This window comes from Kocuria sp. NPDC057446 (assembly GCF_042802875.1).
Lineage (GTDB): Bacteria > Actinomycetota > Actinomycetes > Actinomycetales > Micrococcaceae > Kocuria.
Genome location: NZ_JBHVDI010000001.1, coordinates 36,302 through 49,536 on the forward strand (window position 1 = coordinate 36,302; position 13,235 = coordinate 49,536).

13 protein-coding genes are annotated in these 13,235 nt (G+C 70.2%); 6 read left to right on the forward strand and 7 right to left on the reverse strand.

Features of this window, described 5'->3' with window-relative positions:
• Positions 1 to 21: 21 nt before the first annotated feature.
• Together ACFU0Y_RS00180 and ACFU0Y_RS00185 are read right to left on the reverse strand one after the other, a co-directional pair.
• The gene (locus tag ACFU0Y_RS00180) at positions 22 to 735 is read right to left on the reverse strand and encodes a hemerythrin domain-containing protein (RefSeq protein WP_380212420.1); all 714 of its coding nucleotides are present in this window, start codon (positions 733 to 735) and stop codon (positions 22 to 24) included.
• Positions 736 to 1,001: 266 nt separating this feature from the next.
• Positions 1,002 to 2,039 (reverse strand): zinc-dependent alcohol dehydrogenase family protein, encoded by a 1,038-nt coding sequence (locus tag ACFU0Y_RS00185; protein WP_380212421.1) that lies wholly within the window; start codon positions 2,037 to 2,039, stop codon positions 1,002 to 1,004.
• A 121-nt stretch (positions 2,040 to 2,160) separates the two neighbouring features.
• On the opposite strand from ACFU0Y_RS00185, the gene ACFU0Y_RS00190 reads away from it, so the two are divergent.
• The gene (locus ACFU0Y_RS00190; protein ID WP_380212422.1) at positions 2,161 to 2,808 is read left to right on the forward strand and encodes a dihydrofolate reductase family protein; all 648 of its coding nucleotides are present in this window, start codon (positions 2,161 to 2,163) and stop codon (positions 2,806 to 2,808) included.
• A gap of 23 nt (positions 2,809 to 2,831) precedes the next feature.
• Positions 2,832 to 5,315, forward strand: a complete 2,484-nt coding sequence (locus tag ACFU0Y_RS00195; RefSeq protein WP_380212423.1) for a PEP/pyruvate-binding domain-containing protein — start codon at positions 2,832 to 2,834, stop codon at positions 5,313 to 5,315.
• A 198-nt stretch (positions 5,316 to 5,513) separates the two neighbouring features.
• Here the strand turns inward: ACFU0Y_RS00195 and ACFU0Y_RS00200 are convergent, their stop codons facing one another.
• Together ACFU0Y_RS00200 and ACFU0Y_RS00205 are read right to left on the reverse strand one after the other, a co-directional pair.
• Positions 5,514 to 6,704 carry a glycoside hydrolase family 26 protein gene (locus ACFU0Y_RS00200; RefSeq protein ID WP_380212424.1) on the reverse strand — a complete coding sequence of 397 codons (1,191 nt, stop codon included), beginning with the start codon at positions 6,702 to 6,704 and terminating at the stop codon, positions 5,514 to 5,516.
• Positions 6,701 to 6,946, reverse strand: coding sequence for a hypothetical protein (locus ACFU0Y_RS00205; protein WP_380212425.1), 246 nt, complete (start codon positions 6,944 to 6,946; stop codon positions 6,701 to 6,703). The genes ACFU0Y_RS00200 and ACFU0Y_RS00205 overlap by 4 nt, the downstream gene beginning before the upstream one ends.
• Positions 6,947 to 7,115: 169 nt before the next feature.
• Between ACFU0Y_RS00205 and ACFU0Y_RS00210 the strand changes: the two genes are divergently transcribed.
• Complete coding sequence (locus ACFU0Y_RS00210; protein WP_380212460.1) at positions 7,116 to 7,373, forward strand: putative immunity protein; 258 nt, start codon at positions 7,116 to 7,118, stop codon at positions 7,371 to 7,373.
• A 206-nt stretch (positions 7,374 to 7,579) separates the two neighbouring features.
• On the opposite strand, the gene ACFU0Y_RS00215 is transcribed toward ACFU0Y_RS00210, so the two are convergent.
• Together ACFU0Y_RS00215 and ACFU0Y_RS00220 are read right to left on the reverse strand one after the other, a co-directional pair.
• Entirely contained in the window at positions 7,580 to 9,223 is a 1,644-nt protein-coding gene (locus ACFU0Y_RS00215; RefSeq protein ID WP_380212426.1) for an alpha-amylase family protein, read from the reverse strand.
• Positions 9,220 to 9,561 carry a hypothetical protein gene (locus ACFU0Y_RS00220; protein ID WP_380212427.1) on the reverse strand — a complete coding sequence of 114 codons (342 nt, stop codon included), beginning with the start codon at positions 9,559 to 9,561 and terminating at the stop codon, positions 9,220 to 9,222. The genes ACFU0Y_RS00215 and ACFU0Y_RS00220 overlap by 4 nt, the downstream gene beginning before the upstream one ends.
• A gap of 304 nt (positions 9,562 to 9,865) precedes the next feature.
• Here ACFU0Y_RS00220 and ACFU0Y_RS00225 point away from each other — a divergent pair, with 304 nt between their 5' ends.
• Positions 9,866 to 10,099, forward strand: coding sequence for a transposase (locus ACFU0Y_RS00225; RefSeq protein ID WP_380212461.1), 234 nt, complete (start codon positions 9,866 to 9,868; stop codon positions 10,097 to 10,099).
• Positions 10,100 to 10,121: 22 nt separating this feature from the next.
• Here the strand turns inward: ACFU0Y_RS00225 and ACFU0Y_RS00230 are convergent, their stop codons facing one another.
• Positions 10,122 to 11,414, reverse strand: a complete 1,293-nt coding sequence (locus ACFU0Y_RS00230; protein ID WP_380212428.1) for an AI-2E family transporter — start codon at positions 11,412 to 11,414, stop codon at positions 10,122 to 10,124.
• 299 nt (positions 11,415 to 11,713) lie between these two features.
• On the opposite strand from ACFU0Y_RS00230, the gene ACFU0Y_RS00235 reads away from it, so the two are divergent.
• Together ACFU0Y_RS00235 and ACFU0Y_RS00240 are read left to right on the forward strand one after the other, a co-directional pair.
• A complete protein-coding gene (locus ACFU0Y_RS00235) occupies positions 11,714 to 12,061 on the forward strand; it encodes a hypothetical protein (RefSeq protein ID WP_380212429.1) in 348 nt (115 codons plus the stop codon).
• Between the two features lie 525 nt (positions 12,062 to 12,586).
• Positions 12,587 to 13,135, forward strand: a complete 549-nt coding sequence (locus ACFU0Y_RS00240; protein WP_380212430.1) for a hypothetical protein — start codon at positions 12,587 to 12,589, stop codon at positions 13,133 to 13,135.
• Positions 13,136 to 13,235 lie beyond the last annotated feature (100 nt).

Here is a 13,235-nt window from a genome sequence, read left to right on the forward strand (position 1 = left end):
GCGCCCCGGTGCCGTCGGTGGTCAGCGGCTCCCCCGGCCGGTGGAGGGATCCTCGCCGCGGCGCATCACCGGCAGGTGCTCGACCCGGTGCGCGAGACCGCCCAGACCGGTGCTGACCGCGCGCAGGACGGGCTCCCCGCGCCCGGGTCCGCGCAGGACGATCCCGTCCACGAGGTCCCGCAGCCGGTCCAGGACCGACAGGGGCAGGGCCGCGACCACGTTGCCCGGCGGGCGCCGGGCCACCACGGGATGGGCGCGGGTGGGGGCGGTGCGCCGGACCACCTCCCAGGCCAGGCCCAGCCCGCGCAGCCGGGCCGGGCCCAGCACGGCTTGCAGACGCGGGAGCAGCTCGTCCTCCTCGTCCCGCACGTCCTCCCGCAGGACCTCGGCCAGCCGCTCGAGCAGGGGCGCCCGGGCGGGGTCCCCGGCAGGCACGGCCTCGAGGTCGGTGACGAGCTCGTTGACCTCCTGGTGCTCCTGCTCCACCTGCAGCGTCAGCTCGTGCCCGTCCGGCAGGACCCGGCGCATCACGGGCCACAGCACCGCCTCCTCGGCGAAGGCGTGGGGGAACACCAGACGGTGGATCCGCAGCAGCACCTGCCCCTGGCCGCCGGCGCCCGCCCCCTCCAGCTGCCGCAGCAGCCGGTCGAGCTCGACGTGGTCCTTCTTCTGCCGGGTCAGCACGCTCAGCCGCCCGCCGAGCTCCGGGACGGTCTGGTCGGCGATCGAGTCCATCGTGGCCACCTCTCGGGACGTGCCCGGTGCCGGTCACCGGGACGGGGTCGGCCGCGCCGTGACGGGGTGCCGGCAGCGCCGGGGCACGTCGGACCCGAATTGCCGGCCGGCCGTTCCGAACATGATAAGCCTGCTGACTCACGAGGTGCCCTCCGGCGGCGGAGCACTGGCCCGGCTCGTCGGCGCCCGTCCCGGTCCGCGGCCCGATCACCTCGCACGACGGCCGGGGGCTGTCCTCGGCGCTCGCGGGGAGCCCTCGGCCGCGGCTACAGCGCGGGGTCGATCATGATCATGCCGGCGACCGTCGCGGTGTCGAAGACCGGCAGCAGCGCCGCCGCCTCCTCGAGGCCGATGGTGCGCTCGATGAGCCGCTGGGGGCGCAGCACGCCCTGCTCGATGAGCGCCAGCATGGCCGGGTAGTCGGCCGCCGCCATGCCGTGGCTGCCGAGCAGGTCGAGCTCCCAGCCGATGACCCGGGCCATCGGCACCCGCGGGTGGCCCGCGACGGGCGGCAGCAGACCGATCTGCACGTGCCGTCCGCGGCGGCGCAGACTGAGCACGGAGTCGGCGCAGGTCTGCTCGCTGCCCACGGCGTCGACGGCGACGTGGCTGCCCCCGCCGGTGAGGGCCGCGACCGCGGCCGGGACGTCCGTCCCGTCCGCGCGCAGGGTGTGCTCGGCGCCGAGCGCACGGGCGACGGCGAGCGCCTCCGGATTGCGGTCGACCGCGATCACGCGCCCGCCCAGGGCGCGGGCGATCTCCACCGCGCTGAGCCCCACGCCGCCGGCCCCGACCACCGTCACCCACTCCCCCGCGACGACGCGCGCCCGGCCGGCCAGTGCCCGGTACGCGGTGGCGAAGCGGCAGCCCAGGCCGGCCGCGGTCGCGACGTCGACGTCCTCGGGCACGGCCACGAGGTTCGTGTCGGCCGCGTGCAGGGCGACGTACTCGGCGAAGGACCCCCAGTGCGTGAACCCCGGCTGCTGCTGGTCGGGGCAGACCTGCGCGGCGCCGGAGCGGCACCAGTCGCACCGGCCGCAGCCGCAGACGAACGGGACGGTCACCCGGTCCCCGATCCTCCACCGGCGCACGCCCGCACCCACCGCGGAGACCACTCCGGCGAGCTCGTGCCCGGGGACGTGCGGCAGGGCGATCTCGTCGTGCCCGGCCCAGGCGTGCCAGTCGCTGCGGCACATGCCCGTGGCCAGCACCCGGACCACCACCCCGTCGGCCGGGGCCGTGGGCTCGGGGACGTCACGGACCTCGGGCCGTCCTCGGACGGCGTCGACCACCACTGCGCGCATGCTCCCACTCTTCCACGACCTCGCGGCGCGGGCCCCGGCCGCACGCGGCTCTTCTCTCCGGCACGCCGAGCAGTCATCATCGTGGGACGAGGCAGTCGCCGAGGGCGAAGGAGCACCAGCCATGTCACGGACCCGCGTCCACAACTTCTCCGTCTCGCTCGACGGCTTCGGCACCGGCGAGGGACTGAGCCGGGAGGCTCCCTTCGGGCACGCCGGGGAGAGGCTGCACGAGTGGATGATCGCCACCCGGTTCGGGGCGCCGATCGTCGGGCGCCAGGGCGGCTCCGCCGGCGTGGACGACGCGTTCGCCCAGCAGCACGAGCCGGGCATCGGCGCCGAGATCATGGGCGCGGGGAAGTTCGGCCCACCGGGCTGGCAGGACGACGCCGACTGGACGGGGTGGTGGGGGCCCAATCCCCCGTTCCACACCCCCGCCTTCGTGCTGACCCACCGCCCGCGGCCGTCGATCGAGATGGAGGGCGGCACCACCTTCCACTTCCTCGACGCCGCACCGGCCGAGGCGCTGCACACCGCCCGTGCGGCGGCCGGCGGACGGGACGTCCGCATCGGCGGCGGCCCGACCGTCCTGCGAGACTTCCTCGCCGCCGGCCTGATCGACCACATGCACCTGGTCCAGGTGCCGATCCTGCTCGGCCGCGGCGTGCGGGTGTGGGACGGGCTGGAGTCAATGGAGGAGGACTACGAGATCGAGGCCGTCTCGGCGCCCACCGGGGTCACCCACCTGACCTTCGATCGGAAGGCATCGTGACCAGGGCGGCCGAGAGGCACTCCTTGGACCTGATCGACCTCGCCCGCATCACCCCGGCAATGACCGAGCTCGTCGGGGGCAAGGCGGCCGGCCTCGGGGCCCTCCTCCGCGCGGGCGAGCGCGTGCCGGACGGGTTCTGCCTGACCACCGAGGCCCACCGCCGGGGAACCGTGCCCGAGCGGGCGGTTCTGGCGGCCTACGAGCACCTCGGCGGCGGCCCGGTCGCCGTCCGCTCCAGCGCCACGGCCGAGGACCTGCCGGACGCCAGCTTCGCCGGCCAGCAGGACACCGTCCTCGGCGTGGAGGGCGGGGACGCACTGCTCGCGGCGATCCGGCGGTGCTGGGCCTCCCTGAACAGCGAGCGCGCGGTCGCCTACCGGGCCGCACAGGGCCTGGAGGTCGAGGAGCCGGCGATGGCCGTCGTCGTGCAGCGCATGGTCGACCCGGCGGCCGCCGGGGTGATGTTCACGGCCAACCCGCTGACCGGGACCCGCACGGAGACCGTCGTCGACGCGGTGCCGGGCCTGGGCACCGGCGTGGTGGACGGCGCCACGGACACCGACCACTACGTCCTGCCCGGGCGCGGCCCGCTCCCCGGGGACCAGGACCACGGCTGCCTCTCCCCCGACCGGCTCCGCGAGCTCCAGCGGACCGGGCAGCGGGTGCAGCGCGCCCTCGGCGGCCCGCAGGACATCGAGTTCGCCTACGACGCGGACGGCACGCTGTGGCTGCTGCAGTCCCGTCCCATCACCACCCTCTTCCCGCTCCCGGCGGGGACCGACCCGGTGCACGGAGACCCGCGCATCTACCTGGAGATCGGCCACATGCAGGGCCTGCGCCGCCCGGTCACGCCCATGGGCGTGTCCGTGCTGCGGGAGACGACCCGCCGCTGGCTCCGGATCATCGGCGTCGACGGCGCCGTGGTCGACGCGTTCCTCGTCGAGATCGGCGGCCGGCTGTTCACGGACCTGACCGGCCTCGTCCGCAGCCCGCGCCTGCACTCCGGCGTCCCCGAGATGGTGCAGGTCTACGGCCCGGCCGTGGCGCGGGGCGTGCGGCGGGTCCTGGACGACCCCCGCTACGCGCCCCGCCCCGCTCCGCGCGGTCGGCGCGTGTTCTCGGCCGGTGCGACCGCCCGGCTGCTCCTGGCCACCGTGCCGGCCTCGCTGCTCGGCGCGCTGCGGGCCCTGGCACGGCCCGCCGCCGCCCGCGAGCGGGCGTTCCGCGAACTCGAGCGGGTGCGCCGGCAGCCCTGGACCGAACCGGTGGACACGGCGAGCCGGATCCGCTCCGCCGCCGGTCTGCAGGACGCGACGATGACCGGGCCGATGATGCGCTCCCTGCCACCGCTCTGGGCGGCGCTCATCGCGCAGGGGCTGGCCGGCCGGCTGCTGCGCGGCATCCTGCAGCCCGGCGATCTGAACGCGACCCTGCGGGGCATGCCCCACAACGTCACCACCCAGATGGACCTGGAGCTCTGGTCCGTCGCCGAGGCCGCCCGCCCGCACCGCGAGCTGCTGGGCGGCACCGCCCCTGATGAGCTCGCGGTGCGCTTCTCGCGCGGCGAGCTGCCCGAGTTCGGCCTGACGGCCTTCCTGCGGGAGTACGGGATCCGCGGCAGCGCCGAGATCGACGCCGGCTCCCCCCGCTGGGCCGACGACCCCACCCCCGTGTTCGCCGCCCTGGCCGGATACCTGCAGGTGACCGACCCGGAGCAGGCCCCGCCGGCCCGGTTCGCCCGCGCCGCCGAGGAGGCCGAGGCCGCTCTGGCGGACCTCGTCGACCGCGCGGGGCGCACCCGGCCGCTGCGGGCCCGCATCGCCGGCGTCCTGCTGCGCCGGAGCCGGGAGCTGGCCGGACTGCGCGAGCTGCCCAAGTTCCTCTGGCTCACCCCGCTGGCCGAGGTGCGCCGGCAGCTGCTCACCGCAGGGGCCGAGCTCACCGGGCGCGGACTGCTGGAGCGGACGGAGGACATCATGTTCCTGACCCTGGACGAGGCCCTCGAGGCCGCGCGCGGCACGGACCTGCGCGCGGTGGTGACCGGGCGGCGCCGGGAGCACGGGCGCGAGGCCCGACGGCGGCAGGTCCCGGGCCTGCTGCTGTCCGACGGCACGAACCCGATGGCCCTGCCCGACGACGACCCCGCCGAGCACGGGCCGGACGTGCTGGTCGGCCAGCCGGCGGCCACCGGGGTCGCGACCGGGCCGGTGCGCATCGTGCACCACCCGTCCGAGGCGAGGCTGCAGCCCGGTGACATCCTCGTCGCCCCGACCACCGATCCGGGCTGGACCCCGCTGTTCCTGACCCTCGGCGGACTCATCACCGAGACCGGCTCCACGATCGCCCACGGCCCGACCGTGGCCCGCGAGTACGGCATTCCCGCCGTCATCTGCGTGGCCGACGCCACCACCCGCCTGGCCGAGGGGCAGGTGGTCACCATCGACGGCGCCACGGGTTTGATCCGGCTGCACGGCACGGAAGTCCCGCCGGAGCACGAACCCCGGTGAACGGCCCCGTCTGCACGGCGCTCGCTCGGCACAGTGCGCGCTGTGACTCCGCTCGACCGTCCACCGAACCACCCCGTTGTTCCCACGACGTCGCACAGGACCCGATCGGCGCCATGCCCACGGCGGCTCCCGCCTCCGGCGGAACAGCCACCGCTCCTTGCGGCCATCAGGGCCTGGGCGGGTGCCGCGGTGCGGGGCTCAAGGGCTGGCCGGGGTGCAGGAGGCCCGGGAGCCGTAGCGCAGCCACTCCGGGAGGCCGGCCGTGAAGGCCTCGCCGAGGACGGGGTCGTCCGTGGTGGTCCAGTCCACCCGGGCGTCGACCTCGGGTTCGTGCTTGTCCCACTCGAACCAGTTGATCATCTTCAGCTGTGGGAACCGGGCCGGGACCGAGTCGTCGAACAACTGTTCCCACCAGGCCTGCTTGATGGCCAGCTGCTGCGCGCCCTCGGTCTCTTCGGGGTTGTAGAAGGCGGCGGTCTCGGGGATGGCCACCGGCTTGCCGTGCTCCTGCCCGTAGATCGTGTAGAAGTCGGGGACGACGGTGAAGTCCCCGTCGTCCCCGTCGTAGTCGCCGGTGAGCTGGTCGGCGAACTTGTCCGGCTCAGGGATCTCGTTCTCCCCCCAGGGGAAGTCCGAGCCCCAGTGGTAGAGGGACATACCCACCCAGTCCACGGCCTCGTCGCCGGGGTAGTACGGGGCGTAGGGGTCGTCGGCCATGGTGAGCTCACCGTCGCCGTCGGTGTCGAGGGCATCCAGGTCCTGGGTTCGCGTCTCGTCGCGGCTTTCGATGAAGGGGTAGCCGCCGCCGTAGTTGGGCGCCCACATCATGGCCGAGCCCGGCGCGCCCTGGTGCACGCCACGGGCCACCGTCCGGAAGGTGTCGATGTATGCCTGGGGCTGCTGGCCCCATTCGCGCCAGGACCCGTTCATCTCATGGCCGAAGCGCACGATGACCGGCACTCCGGCGCTGTTGAACTGCGCCAGGTCATCCACCAGGGCCCTCACGGATTCCTCGGTGACCGCCTCCAGGCCCTGACGGGGCTCGAGGGTCAGCAGCATGATCTGCCCATCGGCCCGGATCTCCGCGGCCGCATCACGCAGGTCCGAGCGCTTGTCCTCGTCGTAGGGGAAGTCCGTGAAGACGACGGTGACCGCCGGCCGGTGGCCGAGGTCAGCTGCGTAGTCGGCCAGTGGGCGGTGGTCCAGGTCCACGTTGGTCCCGAAGAGCACCCCGTCGGGCACGAGCTTCTCCGCGGGGAGCACCTCGCACCGCTCCTCCAGGACCCCCACGTCAGGCTCGGGATCCCCGGTCAGATCGGAGTACGTGATCATCCCGCCGAGGGCGAGAGTCGCCATGACCACGGCAGCCACCAGATGCTGTTCCTTCACAGGGACAGAGTAACCAATGTAAATGTACTTTCATGTGTTTGCTCGCGCAGGAGAGACGGTGACAGCGATGCCCCCTTGCCGCGATCCGCAGGGGATCCAGCAGAGCTGCGGTCGATCACCGTCTGCTGCGGATCTGACCACACCGTGAGCTCCAGCGCTGCGCCGGCATACAACGCCACCACTGCTGCTGTGCTCGAGGCAACGCCCGGCCGCGCATCACCCGACACCGTCCACAAGCTCACGCACGACTCCAGGCATGCGCAGTCTCACCACGGAACGGCCCGCGTGCGGCAGTCCCGAATCCTCATCTGACGGCGCTGTGGGCGGCTTCCTGTGCCGAGCATGTCCTGCACCTGGTCGAGGACGCTCATCCCATGGACCTGCGGCCACACCATGGGCGCCGCCCGGGACATGCACAGGGCAGCTTGGTATGCGGCCTACGCAGCCGGCCAGGCCGGAGCGACAGCCCACGTGGCCGCCCATGACCTCGGTGCGGCAGCCCATCCGATCGAGGCAGCACGAGCCGCCGCTGCGCGCTCTGACACCGAGACCGCGGGTCAGCCGGAATGCCGGTGGCAGCGTGCACGATTGCCGGAAGCGGTTCGCGAGCTCGTGCTCGAGGACCAGCACAGGCGCAACGACCTCTGCTGGTCCGTCTCCACCTGCTGAACGGGTGCCAGCAGCGGCGAAGCAGTAGGCGCGGGCATGGTCGACAGGAGGCCGATAATCGGTCCTATGTAAAGCGGCAGGTGCACCATTATTGCCTCTCCTCCTTGCGCCAGTCCCGCGGAGACGACTGCGGCTGCACCCCGGCTGACAGCCCCATCGAAGGCGGAGGGGCGCTGTCGTGTGCAGTCACGGTCGTGTGCCTGTGGTCAGAGAATGCGTTTCTCGCCGGTGCGGACAATCCTCAGCCAACGGTAGCCATATCCCGGCAGATCGATCTCCAGAGGACCTGCGGTGAAGGCGACGGACTCGTTGCCGAGAAGATCGATGACATGGGTGATGTCCTCGCTGTCCTGCAGGTCGATGGCTACCCGGCGGGCATCATCGGCGAAGTTGTGCATCGCCACGAGCTGCCCGTTGGGACTGGTGAGGCAGTGCGCGAGGACGCAAGGATGCTCCTGCTCGAGGATCTCGAACGCCCCCCACCCGATCTCCGGCGACTTCCTGTAGGCGGCGATGAGTTCGCGGATGAAGTGCAGAAGGGAGTCCGGGTCGTGCTGTTGGGCCGACACGCTGACGTGTGTCGGGGAGGCGCCTCCTTCTACGAGGGGCAGTGGCAGCTTGTCCGCGTCCGCGTGCGAGAAACCGCCGTTGGCCTCCCCTGACCATTGCATGGGTGTGCGCACCGAGGAGCGTCCCCGCAGTGTCGAGTGCTCTGCCATGCCGATCTCCTCCCCGTAGTAGAGGACCGGTGCCCCTGGCAAGGAGAAGATGAGGCTGTACACCATTTTGATGCTGCGGGGGTCATTGCTGAGCATGGGGGGCAGCCGTCGGACGATACCCCGCCCATGGATCCGCATCGATTCCTCGGGTGCGAAGGCGTCGAACACCTCGTCTCGCTCCTCGCCGGTGAGCTGGTCGAGAGTGAGCTCATCATGGTTACGCACGAAGTTCGCCCACTGGTTGACCGTTGCCAGATCGGGCCTCTGCGCCAGTGCCTCAACGAGCGGTGTCGCGTCCTGCCGGGCCAGGGCGAGGTAGAGACGCTGATTGGCCACGAAGTCGAATTGCATGGTCAGCTCGTTGCCGCTGTCACCGAAGTACGCTTCCTGCTCCTCGTAGGGAAGGTTCACCTCGCCGAGCATCATCCCGGTTCCGCTGCGGCGGCCGACATAGCCTCGCAGCGCTCGGAGGTAGTCGTGTTCGTTGCGCCCGTCAGCTGCGATGAGGAACGGGACCGCATCGACCCTGAAACCGTCGATGCCCAGCTGCAACCAGAAACCGATGACTTTCGCGATCTCCTCGCGCACTTCCGGATTGGCTGTGTTGAGGTCCGGTTGATGGCGGTAGAACGAGTGCTCGTAGTACTGACCGGCTTCCTCGTCGTAGCGCCAGACACCGTCTTCCTTGTCGGGGAACATGTTCGCTCGCCCGTCTTCGGGCTTGTCGTCGCGCCAGATGTAGTAGTCGCGGTAGCGGTTGTCCTTGCTGGAGCGTGCTTGCTGGAACCAGGGGTGCTCCACCGAAGTGTGGTTCACGACCAGATCGATGATGACGCGCATCCCGCGGTCGTGGGCGGTGCGGACCATCTCGACGAAGTCACCCAGGTGTCCGTTGCGTTCGTTGACGCCGAAGTAGTCGGAGATGTCGTAGCCGTTGTCCTGGCGCGGTGAGGGATAGAACGGTGCAAGCCAGATGCACGTCACACCGAGCTCCTCGAGGTAGTCCAGGCGCTGGCCCAGACCTTCAAGGTCGCCGACACCGTCGTCGTTCCAATCCATGAACGTCTCGACGTTGAGGTTGTAGAAGACCGCGGTCTTCCACCACAGGTCGCTGGTGTCGGTGATCCTCATCGGCCAGTCACCACCTGGGGTAGGACACGCTCCACCGTGGCGGACGGGAAGTGACCCTGCTCCACCCCGAGGGGGTGAAGACTGATCCGGTCCCCTTCCCGCCCGGGGGAATCGGCGAGGAGTTCTGTGCCCTCGGTGTAGTTGTCGGTGACGAACACGGACTCGGCAACGACGTCCGCCAAGATGTGCTCAGCTACCCGGTCCTCAGGACCGAGCGTCTCAAGGTGCCAGGACAGCGGCGGCAGTTGCTCATGCGAGCAGTGAAATCCCAGGACAATCACGGCGCATACCTCACTCATCAGACGGGGGTGTTGCAGGTCGTGCCCCTCAAGCTTCATCTGTCCAGGTCGCTCCGGGCAAGGCGAGCAACACCGTCTCGCCCGGAAAGGCATGAGCTGATCCCCGAAAATAGGGTGCTCCTACCGGCACCGAGCGGTTCTGGGGCGCTGCTGGTCGGTCCTGGCGAGCCAGTGCCGGCAGCGGTGGATAAAGCGGGAACCGGTCCCTGTCCCGCGACGGGTCTGTTGGACGCTTCCATTCCACGCAAGGATGAGGGTCATGGCAGCGCTCAGGAAGTACCCGTAGGAACTACGTGAGCGCGCGACCCGGATGGCGCTCGAGGCGCGACGGCATCCGGCGACGATGGTCAGTGCGCTGGCGCGTATCAGGCAGCAGCTGGGGATCAATGCCGAGAGCCTGCGCAACTGGGTGAGGCAGGCCGAGGTCGATGAGGGATACTGCCCCGGGATCACCACCGATGATGCCCAGCGGCTGGCAGAGCTGACAAAAGAAGTACGGGGGTCACTTCAAGGCCAACGCCAACTGCAGCGTCGCTCTCGCGTGAAGTGGCCGGTAGCCGGGCCTTATCTGCGGTAGGTCATCTCTCCGTGGCCATGTGTTATTGCTCCGCATCGTGGTCCCTCTGGTGGGCCTTGCGGCGTTCGTGGGTCCTTGTGCGGTGAAAGCGCTCCAACTGCGCTCGGAGTTGTTCCCGGGTGATCTGATGGCGGCGGGCGTGCCGGCGGATTTCCCAGGGGTAGTAGTAGGGCGTCGAGGCGATCTGCTCGTCGGTGCGCCATGCCCCTGCGCTGAGGTAGCGCACGACCGTGTTGAGCAGTGCCAGCAGAGGCACTGCGAACAAGGCCCCGGTGACGCCGTAGAGGATCGTGCCGGTCGCCACGGCCAGGAATACCGCCAGCGGGTGCAGGGACACGGCTTTGCCCAGAATCAGCGGCTGGAGCACATTGCTCTCGACCTGCTGGACGAGCAGCACCACGCCCAGCATGAGCAGCGCGTTGGTCGTCCCGTTGGCCACCAGGGCCACCAGCACCGCGACCGCCCCGGTGACCACCGCGCCCACGATGGGAATGAAGGCACCGAGGAACACGAGGATGCCGATCGGCAGGGCCAGGGGAACCCCGAGCAGGGCCGCGCCGACACCGATGCCCACCGCATCGATGACCGCCACCAGTCCCTGCGCCCGAGCGTACTGGACCAGGGCGACCCACCCGTGGCGGCCCGCGCCGTTGACCGCTCGGCGTACCGGCATCGGGAAGAGACGGACCAGAAACAGCCAGATCCGTTCACCGTCGGTCAACAGGAAGAGCAAGGTGAAGAGCAGGATCACGATGCCGGTGAGCACGTGACCTGCTGTGGCTCCTGCGGACAGCGCCCCGTCGAGCAGGGCCTGGCTGTTGTCCTGGACGGTGGCCCCGAAGTCGTTGATCCAGGCCTCGAGCTCCTCCGCGCCGAAGCCCAAGGGGGTGCCCTCCAGTTGGTCCAGCAGCTGGCGGGTGCCGACCACCACGCTGTCGGAGAGCTCGGTGAAGCCCAGCACGATCTGCCGTCCCGCCAGCACCAGCAGCCCGATGACGAAACCAACCAGCCCCAGCACGGTAGCCCCGGCGGCCGCACCGGCAGGCACCCGGTGACGACGGGCCCACACCACCACCGGAAAGAGCAGACCGGCCAACAGACCTGCGATGAGCACCGGGATGACGACCACCGTGAGCGTGGAGAGCAGATACCCGAGCGCACCCACGGCCGCGAGCACGACGATCAGCCGCCACGACCATGCCGCAGTCACCCGCACCGGAACCGGCACCTGGGCGGCCTCACCCTGAACCGGGGGCAACCCGGGCCCGGGCTCGGTGCCGGTGGAGCGCTGGTCGCTGTGAGCGGTCGGGGCCATGAAGTGATCCTGGCACGATCACTGCCCGGCCCGCTGGCCGGTCTCAGGACGCGCGCGAGAACGATGCGGTGGTCTCATCTGCGGTTCCGGTGAGCTGGCTGATGCCCGGTTCTGCACCGTTCACCGTCATCGATTCCGACCCGCGGGTCTGCCCGACGGCCCCGGACTCGTACGGAACTCTCAGGACGAAACCGGTTGTGACCTGCAACGTCGGTTCCCTATCGTGGGAGGACGGTTCGCCATCGGGTCCCCCTTCAGCTGTGGGGCCCAGAGTATTGCACGCGATGAAGGGTGCTGCCATGGACCACAAGCTCTCCGTGCTCGTCCAGATCGATCTCGACGGCCGCTACGTACGCCTTCTCGTCACCGGGTGCGTGACCGAAGCCAACCAGCACGTGCTCTATCCACTGGTCCACCGAGCCCGGACATTGATTCCGCCGGTGAAGGTCACCCTCGACCTGACCTGCGCCCAGCACGTGGAGGCGCCCGCCGTGGATCTGTTGCGCTGGGCCCTCGACCAGGACGATCGCGACTCCAACACCAGCCCGGTAGAGGTGCTCACCGGAGAGGAACTGCCCCACCACCGACACGAGATCGCCCCGGCGACACAGCCCCGTGCTGTCTCGCCGGTCCCCCGGCCGGTGTGAACATGCTCAGGTCTGCTCAGCACAGCTGGCGCTGCTCACCCAGGCCCCGAGCGAGCTCAACGAGCGGCTGAGCGCTACTCCGAATGGGGCAGCAGCGACCGCAGTCGCTCAGACCGCCGACCCCCACGGGACAAGGCACCAGATGGGCCGATGTGAGGAAGTGTGGGTCACGGGCGGGCCCGCACCTGGTCACCACCGACCCCGTCACCCCACAGGAGCAGACCCCCAAGCGTCCTGGCCTCTGGAGACAGGAACCTTGAGGATGCTCACCTCCGTGGACCTGAAGAAGTGATGCCTGCGGCACGGGAAACCCCGGACACCCTTGAAGGCTCCACAACATCCGGCTTCTGGCAAGAGCGCCGCCACCGCGAGAACAATGTGGCTACAACTTCCCGGGAGGTTGCGCAGAACAGAACAAAACGCCTTGTCGGACGTATAAAAGCCTGCTTACGGTGCAGGTACGCGCCAGGGTCGGCTCGCGATACACCGGCCCGGTGACCACGGCCCGACCCCAGGAGGCACATCATGAGGACGCGTAAACAGCACACCACCCGCAAGGCTGCCGTGAGCGTGCTCGCCGTCGCCGGACTCGCACTGGCAGGATGCGGCAACGGCGAGGACGAGGCTGGCACCGAGGTCGAGGACATCACCGGCGGGGAGGTCGCCGAGACTCCCCCGGCCGAGGCGGAGGGCACCCAGACCCGCATGCCCTTCTACGGGGCCTACGACCAGCAGTTCGTCGACGACCAGGCGGTCTACGAGGGTCAGGAGGTCACTCTCACGGCTGAGGTCGTGGAGGTCGTCTCCTCGCACGCCCTGGAAATCGGTGACCCGAACGACATCACCCTGGATCCTTTGCTCGTGATGCACGATCTCGGCGCCACCGGGCTTGAGCCGGACCAGGCCGTGGAGGTCGTCGGCACGGTCATGGCCTCCTTCGACCTGGCCACCGTGGAAGAGGAGTTCGGGCAGAGCCTCGAGGACGAGCTCTACACCGACTACGAGGGCGACCCGTACCTGCTGGCCACCGAGGTCACCCCCACCGAAGCGACCGATGAGGAGACCACAGGGTAGTCCCCCCGGAAGGCCCTGAAGGCCCTCACCGCCAGGGGTCCCCGTACGTACCAGCACGGGTGCCCCCGGATCACCTGGACCTCGAGGACCCCGTGATCGG